The organism is Kitasatospora sp. NPDC094028 (assembly GCF_049543595.1).
In the GTDB taxonomy this organism is placed as follows: domain Bacteria; phylum Actinomycetota; class Actinomycetes; order Streptomycetales; family Streptomycetaceae; genus Kitasatospora.
The window spans coordinates 93,773-114,594 of the sequence record NZ_JBMVFA010000029.1 but is presented as its reverse complement, the minus strand read 5'-3'; the positions used below and the strand labels follow the sequence as shown (position 1 = coordinate 114,594).

Sequence of the window (20,822 nt, the reverse complement as noted above, 5' to 3'; positions counted from 1 at the left end):
TGGGTGGGTGGGTGGGTGGGTGGGTGGGTGGGTGGGTGGGTGGGTGGGTGGGTGGGTGGGTGGGTGGGTGGGTGGGTGGGTGGGTGGGTGGGTGGGTGGTAACGCTTCGACATCCAGGGCTGCGGCGGGCATTGACACTCCGCTGACAGGGCCCGTACGGTCCATGTCCAAGCGACTGGAAAGTTTCCTAACAGTTCGCGAATGCGCCCTGGCAGAGGAGGATGCCCCGCATGACCGGACCCACCGCGAAGGCCCCCCTCGCCGGCACTCCCAGCCTGCTGCGCGCCATCAACGACCGCGCCGCGCTCGAACTGCTGCTGGCGAACGGCCCGCTCTCCCGCACCCAGATCGGCACCCTCACCGGGCTGTCCAAGCCGACCGCTTCCCAGCTGCTGGCCCGCCTGGAGGCGGCCGGGCTGGTCCTGCCGGTCGGCACCACGGCGGGCGGTCCCGGCCCCAACGCGCAGCTGTACCAGGTGAATCCGACCGCCGGGTACGTCGCCGGGCTGGACGTCACGCCGACCGGGATCCGGGTCGCCGTCGCCGACATCACCGGCGGCACGCTGGCCGAGCACACCGTGTCGACGAAGGGCGTCCCGGCCGCCGGGACCGTCGCCACCGTCGCCGCGGCCACCGCCGAGGCCGTCCGGGCCGCCGGCCTGCCCGAGGGCAGTCTGCGCACCGCCGCGATCGGCATCGGCGGCGCCCCCGACCCGGTCACCGGCAAGCTGCGCTACGCCTCCCACCTGCCCGGCTGGCACTCGCCGCGGCTGGTCGAGGAGCTGTCCGGGGCGATCGGCGCGCCGGTGTCGATCGAGAACGACGTGAACCTGGCCGCCGTCGCCGAGCAGGCCTCCGGCGCGGCGGCCGGCTTCGAGGACTTCGTCCTGCTCTGGGCCGGTGCCGGCACCGGCGCCGCGATCGTGATCGCCGGACGGCTGCACCGCGGCTTCACCGGCGCGGCCGGGGAGATCGGCTACCTGCCGGTGCCCGGATCGCCGATCGTGCGGGACGTGCGCCGCCGCAACTTCGGCGGGTTCCAGGACCTGGTCGGCGCACCCGCCGTCCGCGCCCTGGCCCGTGAGCACGGGCTCGGCGCGCCCACCGCCGAGGAGTCGATCGCCAAGGCCCTGGAGATCCCGGGCGCCGGCGACGCGTTCCTCACCGAACTGGCCGGCCGGCTCGCGGTCGGGCTGGCCGCCATCGTCGCCGTCGTGGACCCCGAGCTGGTGGTCCTCTCCGGCGCGGTGCCCAGCGCGGGCGGCGAGCGCCTGCGCGCGCTCGTCGAGGACGAGCTGGCCCGGATCTCCATCGCCCGGCCGCACGTCCGCAGCAGTGCCCTGCCTGACTCGCCCGTCCTGCTCGGCGCGCTGCAGCGCGCGCTGGCCGACGCCCGCGAGGCAGTCTTCTCCACCCACTGACGCTCCCGCACCGCACCGCTCACCCACCTCTCCCCCGACCCCCGAACGCGGGCGCCCGGCAACGACGCCGGTCCGCGCACCCCCAGGAGGACCTCGAAGTGCTCGCCACCACCTCCCGCAGAGGCCGCCGCATCATCGCCGCCGTCGCCGGCTCCGCCGTGCTGGCCCTGCTCACCACCGCCTGCACCGGCTCCAACGACTCCGGCGGCAACGACGACTCGGCCGCCGGCAAGGACGTCACCATCACCTTCTGGCACGGCTGGAGCCAGGACGGCGACGTGAAGGCGATCAACGACAACATCGCCGCCTTCGAGAAGGCCCACCCGAACATCCACGTCAAGGCCGTCAGCAACGTCGCGGACGACAAGGTCAACCAGGCCCTGCGGGCCGGCGGCGACGACGCGCCCGACGTGGTGTCCTCCTTCAGCACCAACAACGTCGGCATGTTCTGCTCGACCAAGGCCTTCATCGACCTGAAGCCCCAGCTGCAGAAGTCCGGCGTCGACCCGGCCAGGACCTTCCCGGCCGCGATGCTCAACTACACGCAGTTCCAGGGCAACCAGTGCTCGCTGCCGCTGCTCGGCGACACGTACGGCCTCTACTACAACAAGAAGGCCTTCGAGGCGGCCGGCATCGCCAACCCGCCGAAGACCTTCAGCGAGTTCGCCGCGGACATCAAGCTGCTGACCGTCCCGGACGGCGACGGCTTCAAGCAGCTCGGCTTCATGCCGCTCTACCACGGCTACGAGTCCACCACCGAGCACTTCCTCGGCCAGTACGGCGCCACCTACTTCGGCCCGGACGGCAAGTCGAACCTCGCCACCGACCCCAAGGTCGCCGCCATGCTGAACTGGCAGAAGGGCCTGGTCGACCAGCTCGGCGGCTACACCAAGCTGGAGAAGTTCCGCTCCACCTTCGGCGAGGAGTTCAGCGCCAAGAACCCCTTCATCACCGGCAAGGTCGCGATGGCCATCGACGGCGAGTGGCGCACCGGGGCGCTCGCCGACAACAAGCCCGACTTCGACTGGGCCACCGCGCCGTTCCCCGTCCCGGACGACCAGGCCGACACCTGGGGCCGCGGCTACCAGACCGGCACCATCGTCGGCATCGCCAGCACCAGCAAGAAGCAGGCCGCGTCCTGGGAGTTCGTGAAGTACCTGACCACCGACACCGACGCGGTCGTCAACTTCGCCAACGCCATCCACAACGTGCCCAGCACCGTCGACGCGCTCAACTCGCCGAAGCTGGCGGTCGACCCGAACTTCAAGACCTTCATCGACATCGCCAAGAACCCGCACTCCGGCACCACCCCGGCGGCCGTCAACGGCAGCGGCTACATCACCACGCTGCAGAACCTCGGCTACGACTACGAGTCGGGCAAGCAGACCGACCTGGCGGCCGGGCTGGCCGCCACCGCCAAGCAGGTCGACACCGACATCGCCCAGGCCAAGTAACGGCCCCGGTCCACGGAACCCCCATGTCACTCGCGTTCGGCACCCGCAAGGACGGCCCCCGCAAGGGCAGCGCCCCCGAAGGCAGCGCCGGACCGACCGACCCGGCGGCGCCCGGCACGCAGCACCTGCTGCGCCGCAAGCGCCGCCGGGAGGCGGCCCGCAACCTGGCCTTCCTCTCCCCCTGGCTGATCGGCTTCGGCGTCTTCTTCGTCTACCCGCTGGTCTCCACCGCCTACTTCTCCTTCACCAGCTACAACGGCTTCGGAGCCCCGAGCTTCAACGGCCTGAAGAACTGGGACTACGTCTTCAACCAGCTGCCGACCTTCTGGCAGGGCCTGCGCAACACCCTGTGGCTGGTGGTGATCATGGTGACCCTGCGGGTCGCCTTCGGCCTCGGCATCGGGTTGCTGATCACCAAGGTGAAGACCGGCGCCGGCTTCTTCCGCACCGCGTTCTACCTGCCGTACCTGGCGCCGCCGGTGGCCGCGACCGTCGCCTTCGCCTTCCTGCTCAACCCCGGCACCGGCCCGCTCAACCACCTGCTCGGCGACCTGGGGCTGCCGCAGCCCGGCTGGTTCTCCGACCCCAGCTGGTCGAAGCCCGCGCTCACCCTGCTCGCCATGTGGGGCATCGGCGACCTGATGGTCATCTTCATGGCCTCGCTGCTGGACGTCCCCAAGGAGCAGTACGAGGCGGCCGAACTCGACGGCGCCGGGCCCTTCCAGCGGTTCCGGTACGTCACGCTGCCGAACATCTCGCCGATCATCATGTTCGCGGTGGTCACCGGGGTGATCCAGACCATGCAGTACTACACCCAGGCGATCGTCGCCGGGAAGGTCGCCAGCGGCATCGCCGGCACCTCCGGCCAGGCCTTCGAGCCGGGCTACCCGTCCGGCTCCACCTGGACCCTGCCGCAGATGGTCTACAACCTCGGCTTCCAGCGCTTCAACTACGGCGCGGCCTGCGTCGTCGCCCTGGTGCTGTTCGCCATCTCGATGGCCGTCACCTCGATCCTGCTCCGCCGCCGGTCCGGCTTCATGGCGAGCGACGACTAGCGGACGGATGAGGACTCCGACATGACTCTCGACTCCACGCTCGACACCACGCGCGGCCGGGCGTCCGCCCGCACCCGCGGCGGCGGGCCCGCCGCCCGCGCCGCCCGGCGCCGCGCCCTGCTCAACTGGGTGGCCGTGCACGCGCTGGCCGTCGCCGCCGCGCTGTTCTTCCTGCTGCCCTTCGTCTTCGTCTTCCTCACCTCGGTGATGAACGACCAGCAGGCGCTCACCACCGACTACTGGCCCACCTCCTGGAACTGGGGCAACTACGCCAAGGTGTGGGACACCCCCGGCTTCCTCACCTGGTGGCGCAACACCCTGCTGTACGCCGGCCTCGGCACGCTGCTGACCGTCGTCTCCAGCCTGCCCGTCGCCTACGCGCTCGCCAAGTTCCGCTTCCGCGGCCGCAACCTGGCGCTGATGGCGGTCATCGCGATGATGATGCTGCCGCCGCAGGTCACCGTCATCCCGATGTACCTGTTCTGGGCCAAGCAGATGGGCCTGAGCGGCTCGCTGTGGCCGCTGATCATCCCGATGGCCTTCGGCGACGCCTTCTCGATCTTCCTGCTGCGGCAGTTCCTGCTGACCATCCCCAAGGAGTACATCGAGGCGGCCCGGATCGACGGCTGCGGCGACCTGCGCACCCTGCTGAGGGTGGTCCTGCCGATGGCCAAGCCGGCCATCGCGGCGGTCGCGCTGTTCCAGTTCTTCTACTGCTGGAACGACTACTTCGGCCCGCAGATCTACGCCAGCAACAACCACGACTCCTGGACGCTCAGCTACGGCCTGGAGTCGTTCAAGGCCGCCCACCACACCAACTGGAACCTCACCATGGCCGCCACCCTGCTGGTGATGGCGCCGGTGATCGTCCTCTTCTTCTTCGCTCAGAAGGCCTTCATCGAAGGCGTGACACTGACAGGGGTCAAGGGCTGATGTCCGCTCTCAAGCTGGCCATCGTCGGCGGTGGTTCGACGTACACGCCGGAACTCGTCGACGGCTTCGCGCGGCTGCGCGACACCCTGCCGATCGGCGAGCTGGTGCTGATCGACCCGGCCGCCGAGCGGCTGGAGCTAATCGGCGGCCTCGCCCGGCGGATCTTCGCCAAGCAGGGCCACACCGCGGTGGTCACCACGACCACCGACCTGGCCGCGGGCGTCGCGGACGCCGACGCCGTGCTGCTGCAGCTGCGCGTCGGAGGGCAGGCCGCCCGCAACCAGGACGAGACCTGGCCGCTGGAGTGCGGCTGCGTCGGCCAGGAGACCACCGGCGCCGGCGGGCTCGCCAAGGCGCTGCGGACCGTCCCGGTGGTGCTGGACATCGCCGAGCAGGTCCGCCGCACCAACCCGGACGCCTGGATCGTCGACTTCACCAACCCGGTCGGCATCGTCACCCGCGCCCTGCAGACCGCCGGGCACAAGGCCGTCGGCCTGTGCAACGTCGCGATCGGCTTCCAGCGCAAGTTCGCGGCGCACCTGGGCGTCGACCCGGAGCTGGTCCGGCTGGACCACGTCGGGCTCAACCACCTGACCTGGGAGCGCGGGGTCACCCTGCTCGACGCCCCCGGCGCCGCGGGCGGCCGGGAGGTGCTCCCGGACCTGCTGCGGGGCTTCGGCAAGGAGATCGCCGACGACCTGCACCTGCCACAGGACTTCGTGCGGCGGCTCGGCGTGGTGCCCTCCTACTACCTGCGCTACTTCTACCAGCACGACGTCGTCGTCGAGGAGTTGAAGGAGCAGGGCTCGCGGGCCGCCCAGGTCGCCGAGATCGAGCGGCAGCTGCTGGAGATGTACGCCGACCCGGCCCTCGACACCAAACCGGAGCTGCTCGGCAAGCGCGGCGGCGCGTTCTACTCGGAGGCCGCCGTCCAGCTCATCGCCGCGCTGCTCGGCACCGGCGGCGGCACGTCCGTGCAGGTCGTCAACACCCGCAACGACGGTGTGCTGCCCTTCCTGCCGGACGACGCGGTGATCGAGGTCCCGGCGTCGGTGGACGCCTCCGGCGTGCGCCCGCTGCCGCAGCGGCCGCTCGAACCGCTGTTCGCCGGGCTGGTCTCCGCCGTCACCGCCTACGAGCACCTCGCCCTCGACGCCGCCCTGCACGGCGGCCGCGACCGGGTGTTCGACGCCCTGCTCGCCCACCCGCTGGTCGGCCAGCTCGAACTCGCCGACCGGCTCACGGACCGGCTGCTCGCGCACAACCGCGAGCACCTCTCGTGGGCCTGACGGCCCGCCGTCGTGCTCCGGTCCCGCCGTGCGCCGGTCCGCGCCCGCCCGGCAGTCCGGGCGCCGCGGGCCGGCTCGGCGCGGAGACCGACCACCCCCGGCCGCCCAACCGGCCGGGCACCCCGGCCGGGGATCGCGGCCGGGCCACGTACGAGCCCGGGGATCTGATGACCCACCAGCCCGAACCCATCCTGCCCGGCGTCCTCGCCATCGACGCGGGCAACTCCAAGACCGACGTCGCCCTCATCGGCGCCGACGGCACCGTCCACGGCACCGCCCGCGGCGGCGGCTTCACCCCCCACCGGGTCGGCGTCCCGGCCGCCGTCGCCGGGCTCGCCCCGCTCGTCGAGCAGGCCGCCGCGGCGGCCGGCCTCCCCACCCGAAGCGGCGTGCTGACCAGCCACGTCAGCGCGTGCCTCGCCAACGCCGACCTGCCGGTCGAGGAGGAGGCGCTGCGCCGCGCCCTCGAATCGCACCCCTGGGGCGCCAGCAACACCGTCGTCAACGACACCTTCGGCCTGCTCCGGGCCGGCACCGACGGGCCGCGCGGCGTCGCCGTCGTCTGCGGCGCCGGGATCAACTGCGCCGGCCTGCTGCCGGACGGGCGCACCGCCCGCTTCCCCGCGCTCGGCGAGCTCACCGGCGACTGGGGCGGCGGCGGCGGGCTCGCCATCGCCAGCATGTGGCACGCCGTCCGCGCCGAGGACGGCCGGGGCGGGCCGACCGCGCTGGCCGCCGCCATCGCCGCGCACTTCGGCCTGCCCAGCGCCGGCGCCGTCGCCGAAGCCGTCCACCTCGGGCACCTGCCCGAGGAGCGGCTGCACGAGATCGTCCGGGTGCTGTTCGCCGCCGCGGCCGAGGGCGACGCCACCGCGCTGGAGCTGATCGACCGGCAGGCCGACGAGATCGTCCGGCTCGCCGTCGTCGCGCTCGGCCGGCTCGGCCTGCTCGACGCCCCCACGCCGGTCGTGCTCGGCGGCGGCGTGCTCGCCTCCCGGCAGCCGTTGCTGCTCGACAACCTGACCGCCCGGCTCGCCGCGGCCGCGCCGCTCGCCGAGCCGCGGGTGGTCGTCGCGCCGCCGGTGCTGGGCGCGGCGCTGCTCGGCCTCGACCACCTGGGCGCCGGGGCCGCGGCGCAGGCCGCCGTCCGGGCGGCGTACGAGTCGCCGCGGCCGGTCTCGGTCTGACCGCTGCGGCTCTTCCCCGAACTCCCGTCCCCGCCCGATCCGCACGTCGGGCGGGGGCGGGAACCGTGCGCCGGCTGCCCGTCGTGTACCCGGTGAGCCGATGTTCGCGATCACCGGGGAGACTTGTGCCATGGCCGTGCCCCGTACCCTCCTCGCCGCCGCCCTGATCGGCTCCGCCGCCGTCGCGGCGCTCACCGCCTGCACGCCCGCGGACTCCCGGCCCACGGTGGCCGCCGCCTCGGCCGCGGCCTCCGCGGACGACCTCGGCGAGGACGTACTGGACGACGACTTCGACCTCATGGACGGGGACGCCCTCGACGAGTCCGCCGATCCCGCCGATCCCTCCGGGCCGGACGCCCCGGCGGCGGCCCCGGCCCCGGCGCCGGCCGCGAGCTGTACCGCCCCGGTCCGCCGCCCGGGCCACCAGGTGATGGTCGTGGTCACCGCCGACACCGCCGAACTCACCGCCCAGCCCGCCCGCTACGCCTGCGAGGACGAGCGCTACGAGCCCGCCGGCGCCCCCGTCCACTACGGCTTCGCCGCCGCCGGCGTCACCGCCACCCTCGTCGACCGCACCCCCGGCGCCCCGCCCCACCCCGTCCGGCTCCCCGAGCTCGTCGACCACCTCGACACCTGCCTGGCCGACCTCGTCCCGGCCGCCCCCTACGCCTGCCACGGCGACGCCTACGACGTGGTCCTCGACTCCCACGGCCGGATCATGCAGATCACCGAACTCGACCAGCCGTGACGCAGCCGCCCGCGCCCGTCTCCACGTCGGGCTCGCGGGACGTCCATACGGTGTAGAACCTCCCCGCAACTGTTGGCAATCCGCTGCGCTACGCGCATGGACGGGCCGTGAGCTGCGGGCTTTTGGCGTTCGCTACGTTCGGGCGTGATTCCTTTACCGACGTCCTCGTTGACCCGGTTTCAACGGCTCTGCTTTGCTTCGGGCGGTCGACGACACAGAGCCGCTCCCCCCATCCCCGCCAGGTAACTGACGATACGTCAACTACCGGTCAGCGGCTCGTCGTTGCCCACCCTTCGTCCCCCCGTGCTGCCGTCGCGGCCCACCGGTGCGCGCTCGGCAGGAGAGAGGAACCCTCACGATGGGCATGTCCCCCACGTTCCGCCGGACGCGACTGCGGGCCCTGACCGGGCTCGGCGCGCTGGCCATGGCCGCCACGGGCTTCGCGGCCGCCCCCGCCGCGCAGGCCGACCAGCCGGTGCACGAGACCGCCGGGCAGAGCCACCCGTACCGGCACGGCGTCCACCCGACCCGCGAGGCCGCCGCGGCGAGCAGCGCCCAGCGCACCTCCAACCTGCGCTACGGCGGCGGCGTCGACGGCATCGGCGTCACCACCGGAGCACCGAAGGTCTACCTGGTCTTCTGGGGCAGCCAGTGGGGCACCCAGGGCACCGACGCCTCCGGCTACACCACGCTCAGCGGCGACCCGATGGGCGAAGCCGTCCGGGCCCAGCAGCTGTTCAAGGGCCTCGGCACCAACGGCGAGACCTGGTCCGGCGTCATGACCCAGTACTGCGAGGGCATCGCCAAGGGCGCCACCAGCTGCCCGTCCACCGCCGCGCACGTCGCCTACCCCAGCGGCGGCGCGCTGGCCGGCGTGTGGGTGGACACCTCGGCGGCCGCGCCCGGCCAGGCCAACGGCAACCAGCTGGCCGCCGAGGCGGTCAAGGCCGCCGGGCACTTCGGCAACACCACCGCGGCCGCCAACCGCGACGTGCAGTACGTGGTGCTCTCGCCGACCGGCACCCACCCGGACGGCTTCAACACCAGCACCGGCAACTTCTGCGCCTGGCACGACTGGAACGGCGACAGCACGCTGACCGGCGGTGCCGCGACGAGCCCGTACGGCGACGTGGCGTTCACCAACGACCCGTACGTGACGGACATGGGCACCTCCTGCGGCCAGAACTACGTCAACAGCGGCAGCGCGGGCACCCTGGACGGCGTGACCATGGTCTACGGGCACGAGTACTCGGAGACCATCACCGACCAGAACCCGGCCGGCGGCTGGACGGACTCGTCCGGCTCCGAGAACGCCGACAAGTGCGCCTGGAAGGGCACCGGCGGGGTCGGCGGCTCGCAGAACGTGAACTTCGCGACCGGCTCCTTCGCCATGCAGGGCACCTGGGCGAACGACGCCTCCGGGTGCGAGATCTCGCACCCGGTCGTCCCCTGACGGCGGACGGGCCGCGGTGAGGCGCGGCGTCGGGGCGGGCTGTGCGGGCCCGCCCCGGCGCCGCCGCCGTCCGGGGTCCGCGGCACTCCCGCGTGTGGGGCGACGCCGGGAGCGCCGCGGGCCCTACGGCGCGACCAGGCCGAACTCGTAGGCCTGGATGACCAGGTGGACCCGGTCGCGGGCGTCGAGCTTGCTGAACAGCCGGGCCACGTGGGCCTTCGCGGTGGCGACGCTGATGGTGAGCTCGGCGGCGATCTCGCTGTTGGACAGGCCGCGGCCGACCAGCACCAGCACCTCGCGTTCGCGCTCGGTGACGCTCTCGGTGAGCGGCCGCCGGGCCGGCCCCGCGGGCCCGGCGGTGGCGGGCTCGGGGCGGGCGGCGAACTCGCCGATCAGGCGCCGGGTGACGGCCGGGGCGATCAGGGCGTCGCCGGCGGCGACCACCCGGACGCCGTCCAGGATGGTCTCCAGCGCGAGGTCCTTGACCAGGAAGCCGCTGGCGCCGGCCCGCAGCGCGCCGTAGACGTACTCGTCGTCGTCGAAGGTGGTGAGGACGAGGACGTGGGTGGGCAGGTCCGGGGCGGCGGTGATCCGGCGGGTGGCCTCGATGCCGTCCACCCCCGGCATCCGGATGTCCATCACGACGACGTCCGGGCGCAGCCGGGCGACCAGCTCGACGGCCTCGGCGCCGTCGCCGGCCTCGCCGACCACCTGCAGGTCCGGGGTGTCGGCCATCAGCACGCGCAGGCCGGTGCGGATGAGCGGCTGGTCGTCGACCAGGACGACACGGATCACGGCGCCACCTCCAGGGTGGTCGGTTCGGGCAGCGGCGGTTCGGACAACAACCGTTCGGACACCGGCCCTTCGGACACCGGCCCTTCGGACAGCGGCGGTTCGGGCAGCGGCAGGGTGGCGGCGACCTTGAAGCCGCCCTCGGGGCGCGGCCCGGCGCTGAACTCGCCGTGCAGCAGGGCGACCCGCTCGCGCATGCCGGCCAGGCCGTAGCCGGTGCCATCGCCGGGGCCCTGGGCGGTGCCGAGGTCGACGACGCTGAGTGCGAGGCCGCCCGGGCGGTACTCGACGGTGACGTGGCAGTCCCGGGTGCCGGAGTGCTTGACCACGTTGGTGACCGCCTCCTGGACGATCCGGTACGCGGCGAGGTCCACCTCGGGCGGCAGCGCGCGGGCCTCGCCGAGCCGGGTCACCGCGACCCGCACGCCGGCGCCCGCGGTCTTCGCCACCAGGCGGTCCAACTCCTCGAGGCTCGGCGCGACTTCGAGCGGCGCCGGTTCGGCGTCGGCCTGCCGCAGCGCGCCGAGCATCCGGCGCAGCCCGGCCAGCGTCTCTCGGCTGGTGGTCTCGATGGCGTCCAGGGCGGCCCGGGTCTCGGCGGGCTGGGTGTCCATCACCCGGCGGCCCATCCCGGCCTGGATCGCGATGATGCCGATGCTGTGGGCGACCATGTCGTGCAACTCGCGGGCGATCCGCAGCCGTTCGGCGGTGACGGCCTGGTCGGTGACCTGGCCGCGCAGCGCCTCGGCGTGCGCGCGGCCCTGGTGGACGGTGTTGCCGACCAGCCAGGCGATGGCGGTGACGGCGCCGAAGCCCAGGTAGGCGAACGGATTGGCCCCGTAGCCGTTCACCGCGCCCCACAGATAGATCGCGGTGAGGGTGCCCATCGGCAGGGCGAGGGCCGTCAGGGAGACGCGACGGGAGCGGGTGGCCGCGCAGTACCCGACGACCGCGGAGGCGATCAGGAACTGCAGCGGGGCCGTCTCCTGGACGGTGCGGATGCCGAGGGTGTAGAGGCCGCCCGCGAGCGCCACCGTGATGGCGAGCAGCGGCAGCCGGACGAGGAAGGAGGCGACCAGGGTGGTGACCGCGGCGGTCACCACCAGCGGCATGTCCTCGGGATTGCCCTGGTAGGTGAACAGCAGCTCCAGCTCCCGGTCGCGGGTGAAGCAGCGGAACACCACGAGGGTCGTCCAGAGCGCCGCCACCCACACGCCGGGCGGCAGGCGCCGGAGCAGCGGCGGGCGGGGCTCGATGATCATGACGCGATGGTAGCCGCGGGCCGTCCGGCGGGGCATCGGCCCGGGGGCGTAATCCCCGGGGCGAAGGCGGCGGGCGGCAGGTGTGACCCCCGGCCCGATGCCACCCGGGGCCCGCCGTCGGCAGAGTCGTCACCGTGATCGAGATCGAACGACTGACCAAGCGGTACGGCGCCACCACGGCCGTCGACCGGCTGAGCTTCACCGTCCGGCCCGGGGCCGTCACCGGCTTCCTCGGCCCCAACGGCGCGGGCAAGTCCACCACGCTGCGGATGATCCTGGGCCTCGACTCCCCCACCGAGGGCCGCGCCACCGTCGACGGCGTGCCGTTCGCCGGTCGGCCGCGCGGCCTGCGGCACATCGGCGCCCTGCTCGACGCCGGCGACGTGCACGGCGGCCGCAGCGCCCGGGCCCACCTGTCGGCGCTGGCCCGCAGCAACCGCATCCCGCTCGGACGGGTCGACGAGGTGCTCACCGAGGTCGGCCTCGGCAAGGCCGCCGGGCGCCGGATCGGCGGCTACTCGCTGGGCATGAAACAGCGGCTCGGTATCGCCGGCGCACTGCTCGGCGACCCGCCGGTGCTGCTCTTCGACGAGCCGCTGAACGGGCTCGACCCGGAGGGCGTGCTGTGGGTGCGCGGGCTGTTCCGGCGGCTCGCCGAGGAAGGGCGGACGGTCTTCGTCTCCAGCCACATGATGGCGGAGATGGAGCACACCGCCGACCGGCTGGTGGTGATCGGGCGCGGCCGGCTGATCGCCGACGAGAGCCTGGCGGAGTTCTCGGCGCGCAACGCGGAGACCTCGGTGGCCGTGCGCACGCCCGAACTGGCCGCGCTGGCCGAGGTGCTGCGCGGTGAGGGGGCCGAAGTGGCCCTGGCGGAGGAGCGGTTCGGGATCGTCACCGGCCTGCCGGCCGAGCGGATCGGTGAACTCGCCCTGCGGCACGGCCTGGTGCTGCACGAACTCGCCACCCGGACGTCGTCGCTGGAGACGGCGTTCATGGCCCTGACCGCCGACAGTGTCGAATACCTGGCCGGAGACGCCCGATGAGTGCCATCACCGCTGGTTCCGTGGTGGAACCGACACCCCGGTTCACCGACCTGCTCGCCGCCGAGTGGATCAAACTGCGCTCGCTGCGCTCCACCTACTGGGTGCTGGCGCTCGCCGTACTGGTGGCGATCGGCGTCAACCTCAACGCCGTCCACAGCGACCTGACGTACATCGACCACCCACCGAAGCGGTTGCCGGGCATGCCGGTGTTCCGGTACGACGCGCTGCACCACACCCTCAGCGACATCTCGTGCTACCTGATGGCGATCGCGGCCGGGTCACTGGGCGCGATCACCGTGTTCGGCGAGTACGCCACCGGGCTGATCCGCACCACCTTCGCCGCCGTGCCCGACCGGCGCGGGGTGATCGCCGCCAAGGTGCTGCTCATCGGCGGGATCACCACCCTGGCGGGGGTGGTGGTGTCGACCGTGTCCTTCTTCAGCTGCAACGCGATGCTGGCCTCCCGGCACGTCGGGCTGTCCATCACCGACTCGGTCAGCCAGCGGGCCGTCCTCGGCTACGCGTTGATCGTGCCGGTGTGCGCGCTGATCGGCATGGCACTGGGCGCGCTGCTGCGGCACGCCACCGCCTCGATCGTGTCGCTGGTCGTGCTGTTCTTCATCGTGCCGCTGATGTTCGGCGGGGACCGCTACAAGTGGCTGGCCGAGATCGGCAGGCACCTGCCGCTGGCCCCGGTCGACCGGCTCACGTACAACCCCAACTCCAACGCCACGATGTCGAAGTACGCGCCGAGCGTGCTGGACTCGTGGATCACCATGGGGGTGTGGGCGGCCGTCGCGGTGGCCGTGACGGTGATCGTGGTGCGGCGGCGGGACGTGTGAAGTCCCGCTCGGCTAGCCGAGGTCGAGGCGGCGGGCGAGCTCGGCGGGCAGCCGGTACGGGCGCTCCGGCGGCAGCAGCCGCTGCGCCTTCGCCGACTGCCCGCCCCGCACCAGCGCGGCGATCCGCTGCACCTGCGGGGTGAGGTCGGTGAGGCCGGTGATCCACTCCTCGGCGAAGGTGCGGATCAGCGAACGGCCGATGCCCACCTGGATGCTGTAGTGGTTCAGCGCCGCCCCGCGCAGCGAGCGCTCCGGATCCCACTGGACGTGGACGGCCGCCCGGGCCAGCTCGTCCGGGTGGGCGGTGGTCGGCACGGCGCGGGCCAGCGCCTCCTCCCAGCCCTCCCGGGTGATCCGCACCGCCAGCACCCTGGTCTGGCCCGGCTTCCGGGCCCAGTTGCTGCGGTGCATCAGCCAGCGGAACGACGGCTTGATCCACGTCATCCGGTGGAAGCCGAACGGCGCGACGAACCGGCCCGCCGCCAGCGCGGGCTCGGCGACGGCCGGCGGGTAGGCCTGGTAGAGCGTGATCGTCCGGTCGTCGTGGTCGGCGCGGATCTCGCGCAGGGCGGTCATCGGGCCAGTCCACCGGGCGGGGCCGCGGCGGCGCAACGGGATTACCGACCGTCTCACGGGACGATCTGCGCGCCGATCAGACCGTGGCCGCCCGCGGCGGCCGTGCGCCAGATCGGGACGGCCGTGTCGAACAGGTCGCGCACCGGGTCCGCCGACCACAGGGCCTCGACGGCCCGCCGCTCGGCCTCCGCCCGTTCGGCGCCGTCCAGCGCGAACACCGCCTCGACGGTGGGCAGGGTGGCCCGCACCTCGGCCGGACTCAGCACCAAGTCCCCGAACCAGCCGGGGAGTTCCGCCATCCGCGCCGGGCCGAGCGCGTGCGCCAGGCCCAGCATCGGGAACCGGTTGCGGGCGGACACGGCGCCGTACGGGCGCAGGTCCCCGCAGTCCTCCCAGACCGCGTACATCGCCTCGACGTCGAGCCCGAAGGGGCCGGAGGCCAGCGCCTCCAGCTCGTCGAGGCCCAGCTCGCCGCGCTCCCAGCGCTGCCACAGCGCGCGGGTGCCGGGGGCCGCCGCGTGCTCGGCCAACTGGGCCCGCAGGGCGGGCCCGTGCCGCTCGACGGCGTCGGCGGGGGCGAGGATCAGGAACCACGTGGCGTAGTAGCTCATGGGCCGCCAGGGTACGCGGGGCGGCGGCGCGGTGGCCGTCCGGGCGGGGCCGCCCGGGCGCCGGGGGAGGCCGTGGCCTCGCCGGCGGCGCGGCGGGGACGGGCGGCCGTCAGGCGGGGACGGGCGCCGCCTTGTCGAGGAAGGCGCCGAGGGTGGCCGCGGCGACGCCGCAGGCGGGGAGGAAGGCGGCGGCGCCGCCGTGGTGGGTGCGGACGCGGTCGAGGAAGACGGCCATGGCCTCGGCGGGGGCTTCCAGGAGGGGCGCGGGGATGGTGAGCTGCCCGCTCTGCACGCGGTCGTTGAGGGCGGTGCGGTGGCGTTCGGCGAGGCCGGCGAAGATCTGCGGGAGGGCGTCGGCGGTGCGGGCGTAGTCGGCGACGATGCGGTCGGCGGGGACGCCGAGCAGGTCGAGGAGCAGGGCGGTGACGAGGCCGGTGCGGTCCTTGCCGGCGGCGCAGTGCAGCAGGACGGCGCCGGGGCGGGCGGCGGCCTCCACGGCGGCGGCGACGGCCTGGGGAGCGGATTCGGCGAGCAGCACGTACCAGTCGCCGAGGTCGGCGGCGGTGGTCATGGTGCCGAGCCGGGCGGCGAGGCGGTCGGTGGCCGGGTCGACGGGGGCGGCGACGACGGTGATGCCGGAGTCGACGGCGGCGGCCCAGTCGGCGGGGTCGGTCTCGCGGGTGTCACGCAGGTCGACGATGGTGCGGATGTCGCAGGAGCGCAGCTGGTCGACGACGGCCGCGTCGGCGGCGGGGAAGGGCTGCGCGGAGCGGTACAGCACGCCAGTGCGTATCCGGCGACCCTCGGGGTCGCTGAGGACGGCGGGGTCGCGGAAATTGACCAGGGACATGCGCGTGGCCTTTCGGTGGGGCCGCGCCCCGGACAGGCACGACACATCTAGACGTCTAGATGTGTAACCCGCCGCAGGGGTGCCGGGCAAGCCACGCCCGGCGGGACACCCCTCCATCCCACTCCCGCCGGGCCGCTTCGTCGAGCGGGACGGCCTGTGACCTTCGCCCGGAGCCGCCGCTTCGTAGGATCGGGCCGTGGCCACGAACCCCCCGAGCACCCCGCTGTACCGCCGGCTCGCCCTGCGGCTGCAGGAGCGGATCGACGCCGGCACCTACCCGGCGGGCGCCCGGCTGCCGAGCGAGCCGGAGCTGAGCGCCGAGTTCGGCGTGAACCGGTTGACCGTGCGGCAGGCGGTGGCGGAGCTGGAGCGGGCCGCCGTGGTGGAGATCCGCCGGGGCGTGGGGACCTTCGTCCGCCCGCCGGCCGTCCGGATCTCGATCGCGGTGGACCCGCGCAGCCAGCGCGTCGACCTGGGCAGCGTGCACGCCGCGCTGCCGGAGGAGGGCGAGGGGAACGACGGCGAGTTCGTGGTGGGCGCCCCGCCGGTGACGGGGTCGGCGGAGGACGCGGAGGCGGCCCGGCAGCTGGGCCGTCCGACTGCCGAGCTGTCCCGGGTGGATTCGGTGATCCGCCACCGGGGCCGGCCGCAGGCGGCGTGCAGTTACTGGGTGCCGTACCGGCCGCTGCCCGCCGAGCTGGTGCGCCCGGGCCACCCGGGGAACCTGGTGCCGGCGCTGGCCCGGGCGGCCGGGGTGGAGCTGGAGTACGACTGGCGGGCGTTCGGCGCGGTGGGCGCGGACCTCGCGGACGCCGAGCTGCTGGGCGTGCCGCCGGGCACGGCGCTGCTGGTGCGCGAGGGGGTCAGCTGCACCCCGGACGGCACCCCGGCGCTGTACGTGCGGCGGCGGATCGACGGCAGCAGCGCCCGCTTCGTGCTGCGCTTCCGGGAGTCGTGAGGCGGCGGCCGTGGCCGGTCCGGCCCGGCCCGGCGCTGGTAGGGTGCGAGGCCGGATTGTCGACATGTGAACAGCAGCCGCACGGGGGTCGGGACACGGTGACCGAGGGGATCGAGCACGACGTGCCGGCCGAGCTGACCGAGGCCTACCTCGTCCTGCTGGCCGAGGCCTCCCGCACCGGGCGGCTGCTGCGCCGTGACGAGCTGGAGGGCCTGCGCCGGCTCGGCGAGCACTGCGCGGAGTCCGGCTACGGCCTGCGCGAGGTGGTCGCCCACTGTCTGGCGGCGGCCCGGCGGGCCTGGCAGACGCTGCCCGGCCCGGCGGCGGCGCTCAGCGTGGCCGAGCTGCGCCGCACCGGCGACGCGGTGCTGGCCGCCACCGACGCCGCGCTGGCGGCGCTGGGCGAGGGGCACGAGCGGGCGCAGCGGATGGCGGTGCGCCAGGAGGAGGCGGCGCGGCGGGAGTTCATCGACGACCTGCTGTACGGGCGCGGCGACCTCGGCCTGCTGGCGGAGCGCGCCGAGCGGTTCGGGCTGCGGCTGGCGGGGGCGTACGCGGTGGCGGTGGCGGTCGGCGAGGAGCCGTTCGCGGACGTCCATCCGCTGGTGCACCGGGTGGAGCGCGAGCTGGTGGGCCGGTTCGGCGAGCGGGACGTGCTGCTGGCGAGCAAGGACGGCCGGTTGGTGTGCATCGCCCCGGACTCCGAGCGGGCCGTGCTGGAGGCGTTCGCGGACCTGACGCTCCGCCCGGGCGCCGGCTACCGCCCGGTGCTGCGGGTGGCGACCGGGCGCCGGCACTCGGGCGCGAGCGGGGTGCTGCGCAGCTACGAGGAGGCACTGGACGCGCTGGACTACGCGCAGCGCCTGGGCCTGGCCGCCCGGCAGTTGAAGGCCGAGGAGCTGCTGGTGTTCCCGGTGCTGATGCGGGACCGGGCGGCGATGGCGGACCTGGTGCGCAGCGTGCTGGGCCCGCTGACGGAGGCGCGCGGCGGGGCCCGTCCGCTGCTGGACACGATCGCGGTCCAGGCGGAGGCGGCGTACGTGAACGCGGAGGCGGCGCGCCGGCTGGGGCTGAGCGTGCGCACCCTGAGCTACCGGCTCGAGCGGATCAAGTCGCTGACCGGCTACGACCCTTCGGACGCGCTGCAGCGCTTCACGCTGGAGACCGCGGCGATGGGGGCGCGCCTGCTGAACTGGCCGGAGCAGCCGCTGTAGGGACCGCCCCGCCGCACGGCTCCGGGATCCGGGGTCCGGGGTCTGGGGTCCGGGATCCGGCAACGAGCCGATCCCGTCTCCTGCCCGCCGGCTCCGCGCGCCGACCCGGTTGCAACGGTCCCGTCGCCCGGCTGTTGCGGAGCTGTTCCACTGTCACCGGGTACGCGCGCACCAGGGTGTCAAAGGGGCGTAAAGATTGCCGGATCCTGGCAATGTGCGGACGCCCCCGGCGCTGTCACGATCTTTCGTGGCGCCGGGGTACGGTGTCGGACGGAGAGGCGGGGGAGCGTGGCCGGGGTCGGGGGATTCGTCGCGGCGGCGCTGGCCTTTCCGACCGCGCTGTTCAGTTTCGCGCTGGTGGTGGTCGTCGGGTACTGGCTGTTGATGCTGGTCGGCGGTCTCGGGTTCGACGCCCTGCACGGGGGGCACGGCGTCGGGCACCACGTGGGCGCCGGACACGGCGGGCACGTGGGTCAGGTGGGCCACGTCGGGCACGGTGCCGGGGGGCACGGTGCGGCCGGTCATGGTGCCGGGGGGCACCATGGCGGGGGCGCGGCGCACGGGGGGTCCGAGTCCCATCATCACGGGGGCGTGCTGGACGGGCTGGGGCTGGGCGGGGTTCCGGCGACGGTGGCGGTGTCGCTGCTGGTCGCGATCGCCTGGTTCGTCAGCCTGGCCGGCACCGTCCTCACCACGGGGGCCCCGGCGCGCGGCGGCGTGTTCGCCGGCGCGCTGGTGGCCGCCTGGGCCGGCACCCGGGTGATCGTCCGGCCGCTGTCGCGACTGTTCCCGGAGGACCGCCCGGTGACCAGGGCGGACTTCGTCGGCCGGGTCTGCGTGATCCGCACCGGCCGGGTGACCGCCGACTTCGGCCAGGCCGAGGTCACCGCCGAGGACGGCTCCACCGCGACCGTCCAGGTCCGCACGGTCGAGGACGACCCCGGGCTGACGGCCGGGCGGACGGCCCTGGTCTTCGACTACGACCCGGAGGCCGAGGTGTTCCTGGTCGCGGCCTTCGACCCTTCGCCGCCGGGTGCCTGACGTTCCGTCACTTCCCTTTCCCGCTCCACTTCTTCGCACCACTTCTCGTCAAAGGACTCCGTGATGGACACCATCGCCGTGGGTTTCGGCGTACTCGTCGCCGTCGTGCTGCTCATCGTGCTCGCCGTGCTGCTCTTCGTGGGCCGCCTGTTCCAGAAGGTCGAGCAGGGCAAGGCACTGATCGTCTCCCGCACGAAGAAGGTGGACGTCACCTTCACCGGCGCGATCGTGCTGCCGGTCCTGCACAAGGCCGAGCTGATGGACATCACCGCGAAGACGGTGGAGATCCACCGGGCCGGCCGGGACGGCCTGATCTGCCGGGACAACATCCGGGCGGACATCCGGATCTCGTTCTTCGTCCGGGTGAACAAGACCGTCGAGGACGTCGTCAAGGTCGCGCAGTCGATCGGCACCGTCCGGGCCAGCGACCCGCAGGCGATCCAGGAGTTCTTCGCGGCGAAGTTCGCCGAGGCGCTGAAGACGGTCGGCAAGCAGCTGGACTTCACCGACCTGTACACCCACCGGCACGAGTTCCGGGACCAGATCATCGCCGTCATCGGCACCGACCTCAACGGGTACACCCTGGAGGACGCGGCGATCGACCACCTGGAACAGACCCCGATGAGCCAGCTGGACTCCGACAACATCCTCGACGCCCAGGGCATCCGCAAGATCACCGAGCTGACCGCGATCGAGCACGTGCGCACCAACGAGTACCAGCGCACCGAGGAGAAGGAGATCACCCGGCAGAACGTCGACGCCCGGGAGACCGTCCTGGAGCTGGAGCGCCGCCAGGCCGACGCCGAGATCCGCCAGCGCCGCGAGATCGAGACGCTGCGGGCCAAGGAGGACGCGGTGATCGCCCGGGTGCAGGAGGAGGAGCGGCTGAACGCGCAGACCGCCTTCCTGCGCACCGAGGAACTGCTCGGGGTGCAGCGGGAGAACCAGGCCCGCGAGGTCGCGGTGGCGCAGAAGAACCGCGAGCGGGTGATCGCGGTGGAGAACGAGCGGATCGAGAAGGACCGCCTGCTGGAGGTCGTCGGCCGCGAGCGGGAGACCGAACTGGCCGTGATGGCCAAGCAGAAGGAGGTCGAGTCCCGCCGCCGGGAGGTCGCCGACGTGGTCCGCGAGCGGGTCGCGGTCGAGCGCACCGTCGCCGAGCAGGAGGAGGCCGTCAAGACGCTGCGCGCCACCGAGGAGGCCGAGCGGGTCCGCAAGGCCGTCGTCATCCAGGCCGAGGCGGAGGCGCAGGAGAAGCTGGTCAAGGACATCAAGGCCGCCGAGGCCGCCGAGCAGGCCGCCTCGCACAAGGCCCGCGAGGCGCTGGTGCTGGCCGAGGCCCGGCAGCAGGCCGCCGAGCTGGACGCGGCCGCCAAGGTCAAGCTGGCCGAGGGCGTCCGGGCGGAGGCCGCCGCCGAGGGCCTGGCCCGGGTGCAGGTGCGGGAGCAGGAGGCCGCGGCGGTGGAGAAGGTGGGCCGCGCCGAGGCCGTCGTGCAGACCGAGAAGGCCAGGGCCGCCGCGCTGGAGGTCGGCGCCAAGCTGAAGGCGGAGGCCGAGGGCCTGACCGAGAAGGCCGCGGCGATGGCCAAGCTGGACGAGGCCTCGCGCGGGCACGAGGAGTACCGGCTGCGGCTGGCCGCCGAGAAGGACGTCCGGCTCGCCGGGCTGGACACGCAGCGGCAGATCGCCGAGGCGCAGGCGGCGCTGGTCGCGGCCGGCCTGGAGAAGGCCAGGATCGACATCGTCGGCGGGGACTCGGTCTTCTTCGACAAGCTGGTGCAGTCGGTGTCGGCGGGCAAGGCGGTGGACGCCTTCGTCGGCCACTCGCAGACCGCGCAGACCCTGGCCGGGCCCTGGCTGGACGGCAGCGCCAGCTTCACCGAGGACCTGACCCGGGTGCTGTCCTCGGTCTCCACGGCCGACGTGCAGAACCTCACCGTCTCCGCGCTGCTGCTGCGGCTGATCGGCGCCGGCGGCGGCGAGCAGGCCGGGCAGCTGCGCCAACTGCTCGACTCCGCAAAGAAGTTGGGCATCGCCGAGACGCCGATCGGGGCGCTCGCGGCGGCCAACGGCTCCAAGTGATCCCCCAG

The 20,822-nt window shown here is 73.6% G+C and carries 19 protein-coding genes; 14 read left to right on the top strand and 5 right to left on the bottom strand.

The annotated features are described in order from the left end of the window. The first annotated feature begins 230 nt into the window (after positions 1-230). The 8 genes from ACPC54_RS32055 to ACPC54_RS32020 all read left to right on the top strand — a co-directional run bounded on the left by ACPC54_RS32055 (position 231) and on the right by ACPC54_RS32020 (position 9,540). The gene (locus ACPC54_RS32055; protein WP_498969892.1) at positions 231-1,421 is read left to right on the top strand and encodes an ROK family transcriptional regulator; all 1,191 of its coding nucleotides are present in this window, start codon (positions 231-233) and stop codon (positions 1,419-1,421) included. Between the two features lie 98 nt (positions 1,422-1,519). Next, the gene (locus tag ACPC54_RS32050; RefSeq protein WP_498969890.1) at positions 1,520-2,875 is read left to right on the top strand and encodes an ABC transporter substrate-binding protein; all 1,356 of its coding nucleotides are present in this window, start codon (positions 1,520-1,522) and stop codon (positions 2,873-2,875) included. 23 nt (positions 2,876-2,898) lie between these two features. Next, positions 2,899-3,930: a carbohydrate ABC transporter permease gene (locus tag ACPC54_RS32045; protein ID WP_498969888.1), complete on the top strand. Its 1,032-nt coding sequence runs from the start codon at positions 2,899-2,901 to the stop codon at positions 3,928-3,930. Positions 3,931-3,951: 21 nt separating this feature from the next. Further along, on the top strand, positions 3,952-4,863 hold the full coding sequence (locus tag ACPC54_RS32040) for a carbohydrate ABC transporter permease (RefSeq protein WP_498969887.1): 912 nt from the start codon (positions 3,952-3,954) through the stop codon (positions 4,861-4,863). Beyond that, on the top strand, positions 4,863-6,152 hold the full coding sequence (locus tag ACPC54_RS32035) for a 6-phospho-beta-glucosidase (RefSeq protein ID WP_498969886.1): 1,290 nt from the start codon (positions 4,863-4,865) through the stop codon (positions 6,150-6,152). The genes ACPC54_RS32040 and ACPC54_RS32035 overlap by 1 nt, the downstream gene beginning before the upstream one ends. Before the next feature lie 167 nt (positions 6,153-6,319). Beyond that, positions 6,320-7,339 carry an N-acetylglucosamine kinase gene (locus ACPC54_RS32030; RefSeq protein WP_498969884.1) on the top strand — a complete coding sequence of 340 codons (1,020 nt, stop codon included), beginning with the start codon at positions 6,320-6,322 and terminating at the stop codon, positions 7,337-7,339. Between the two features lie 130 nt (positions 7,340-7,469). Next, positions 7,470-8,087, top strand: a complete 618-nt coding sequence (locus tag ACPC54_RS32025; protein ID WP_498969883.1) for a hypothetical protein — start codon at positions 7,470-7,472, stop codon at positions 8,085-8,087. Positions 8,088-8,445: 358 nt separating this feature from the next. Further along, positions 8,446-9,540 (top strand): hypothetical protein, encoded by a 1,095-nt coding sequence (locus tag ACPC54_RS32020; RefSeq protein WP_498969881.1) that lies wholly within the window; start codon positions 8,446-8,448, stop codon positions 9,538-9,540. A 123-nt stretch (positions 9,541-9,663) separates the two neighbouring features. On the opposite strand, the gene ACPC54_RS32015 is transcribed toward ACPC54_RS32020, so the two are convergent. Then, on the bottom strand, positions 9,664-10,335 hold the full coding sequence (locus tag ACPC54_RS32015; protein WP_498969880.1) for a response regulator: 672 nt from the start codon (positions 10,333-10,335) through the stop codon (positions 9,664-9,666). Beyond that, positions 10,332-11,594 (bottom strand): sensor histidine kinase, encoded by a 1,263-nt coding sequence (locus ACPC54_RS32010; protein ID WP_498969878.1) that lies wholly within the window; start codon positions 11,592-11,594, stop codon positions 10,332-10,334. The genes ACPC54_RS32015 and ACPC54_RS32010 overlap by 4 nt, the downstream gene beginning before the upstream one ends. Positions 11,595-11,728: 134 nt before the next feature. Between ACPC54_RS32010 and ACPC54_RS32005 the strand changes: the two genes are divergently transcribed. Together ACPC54_RS32005 and ACPC54_RS32000 are read left to right on the top strand one after the other, a co-directional pair. Beyond that, positions 11,729-12,640 (top strand): ABC transporter ATP-binding protein, encoded by a 912-nt coding sequence (locus ACPC54_RS32005; RefSeq protein ID WP_498969876.1) that lies wholly within the window; start codon positions 11,729-11,731, stop codon positions 12,638-12,640. Continuing rightward, entirely contained in the window at positions 12,637-13,482 is an 846-nt protein-coding gene (locus tag ACPC54_RS32000) for an ABC transporter permease (RefSeq protein WP_498969874.1), read from the top strand. The genes ACPC54_RS32005 and ACPC54_RS32000 overlap by 4 nt, the downstream gene beginning before the upstream one ends. A gap of 12 nt (positions 13,483-13,494) precedes the next feature. On the opposite strand, the gene ACPC54_RS31995 is transcribed toward ACPC54_RS32000, so the two are convergent. The 3 genes from ACPC54_RS31995 to ACPC54_RS31985 form a co-directional block, all read right to left on the bottom strand. Continuing rightward, complete coding sequence (locus tag ACPC54_RS31995) at positions 13,495-14,058, bottom strand: DUF4291 domain-containing protein (protein WP_498969872.1); 564 nt, start codon at positions 14,056-14,058, stop codon at positions 13,495-13,497. A gap of 53 nt (positions 14,059-14,111) precedes the next feature. Then, positions 14,112-14,669, bottom strand: coding sequence for a hypothetical protein (locus ACPC54_RS31990; RefSeq protein WP_498969870.1), 558 nt, complete (start codon positions 14,667-14,669; stop codon positions 14,112-14,114). Between the two features lie 109 nt (positions 14,670-14,778). Continuing rightward, positions 14,779-15,519 (bottom strand): tyrosine-protein phosphatase, encoded by a 741-nt coding sequence (locus tag ACPC54_RS31985; protein WP_498969868.1) that lies wholly within the window; start codon positions 15,517-15,519, stop codon positions 14,779-14,781. Positions 15,520-15,715: 196 nt separating this feature from the next. Between ACPC54_RS31985 and ACPC54_RS31980 the strand changes: the two genes are divergently transcribed. The 4 genes from ACPC54_RS31980 (at position 15,716) to ACPC54_RS31965 (ending at position 20,814) form a co-directional block, all read left to right on the top strand. Then, positions 15,716-16,477 (top strand): GntR family transcriptional regulator, encoded by a 762-nt coding sequence (locus ACPC54_RS31980; protein ID WP_498969866.1) that lies wholly within the window; start codon positions 15,716-15,718, stop codon positions 16,475-16,477. A 98-nt stretch (positions 16,478-16,575) separates the two neighbouring features. Further along, positions 16,576-17,691 (top strand): PucR family transcriptional regulator, encoded by a 1,116-nt coding sequence (locus ACPC54_RS31975; RefSeq protein WP_498969864.1) that lies wholly within the window; start codon positions 16,576-16,578, stop codon positions 17,689-17,691. 591 nt (positions 17,692-18,282) lie between these two features. Further along, positions 18,283-18,732: a hypothetical protein gene (locus ACPC54_RS31970; protein WP_498969862.1), complete on the top strand. Its 450-nt coding sequence runs from the start codon at positions 18,283-18,285 to the stop codon at positions 18,730-18,732. Positions 18,733-18,795: 63 nt separating this feature from the next. Continuing rightward, a complete protein-coding gene (locus ACPC54_RS31965) occupies positions 18,796-20,814 on the top strand; it encodes a flotillin family protein (RefSeq protein WP_498969860.1) in 2,019 nt (672 codons plus the stop codon). Positions 20,815-20,822 lie beyond the last annotated feature (8 nt).

Bases quoted from the DNA above. Each gene is read 5' to 3' on its own strand.
- ACPC54_RS32055 (WP_498969892.1), top strand. From the start codon at position 231: ATGACCGGACCCACCGCGAAGGCCCCCCTCGCCGGCACTCCCAGCCTG.
- ACPC54_RS32045 (WP_498969888.1), top strand. From the start codon at position 2,899: ATGTCACTCGCGTTCGGCACCCGCAAGGACGGCCCCCGCAAGGGCAGC.
- ACPC54_RS32040 (WP_498969887.1), top strand. From the start codon at position 3,952: ATGACTCTCGACTCCACGCTCGACACCACGCGCGGCCGGGCGTCCGCC.
- ACPC54_RS32035 (WP_498969886.1), top strand. From the start codon at position 4,863: ATGTCCGCTCTCAAGCTGGCCATCGTCGGCGGTGGTTCGACGTACACG.
- ACPC54_RS32030 (WP_498969884.1), top strand. From the start codon at position 6,320: ATGACCCACCAGCCCGAACCCATCCTGCCCGGCGTCCTCGCCATCGAC.
- ACPC54_RS32025 (WP_498969883.1), top strand. From the start codon at position 7,470: ATGGCCGTGCCCCGTACCCTCCTCGCCGCCGCCCTGATCGGCTCCGCC.
- ACPC54_RS32020 (WP_498969881.1), top strand. From the start codon at position 8,446: ATGGGCATGTCCCCCACGTTCCGCCGGACGCGACTGCGGGCCCTGACC.
- ACPC54_RS32010 (WP_498969878.1), bottom strand. From the start codon at position 11,594: ATGATCATCGAGCCCCGCCCGCCGCTGCTCCGGCGCCTGCCGCCCGGC.
- ACPC54_RS32000 (WP_498969874.1), top strand. From the start codon at position 12,637: ATGAGTGCCATCACCGCTGGTTCCGTGGTGGAACCGACACCCCGGTTC.
- ACPC54_RS31995 (WP_498969872.1), bottom strand. From the start codon at position 14,058: ATGACCGCCCTGCGCGAGATCCGCGCCGACCACGACGACCGGACGATC.
- ACPC54_RS31990 (WP_498969870.1), bottom strand. From the start codon at position 14,669: ATGAGCTACTACGCCACGTGGTTCCTGATCCTCGCCCCCGCCGACGCC.
- ACPC54_RS31985 (WP_498969868.1), bottom strand. From the start codon at position 15,519: ATGTCCCTGGTCAATTTCCGCGACCCCGCCGTCCTCAGCGACCCCGAG.
- ACPC54_RS31965 (WP_498969860.1), top strand. From the start codon at position 18,796: ATGGACACCATCGCCGTGGGTTTCGGCGTACTCGTCGCCGTCGTGCTG.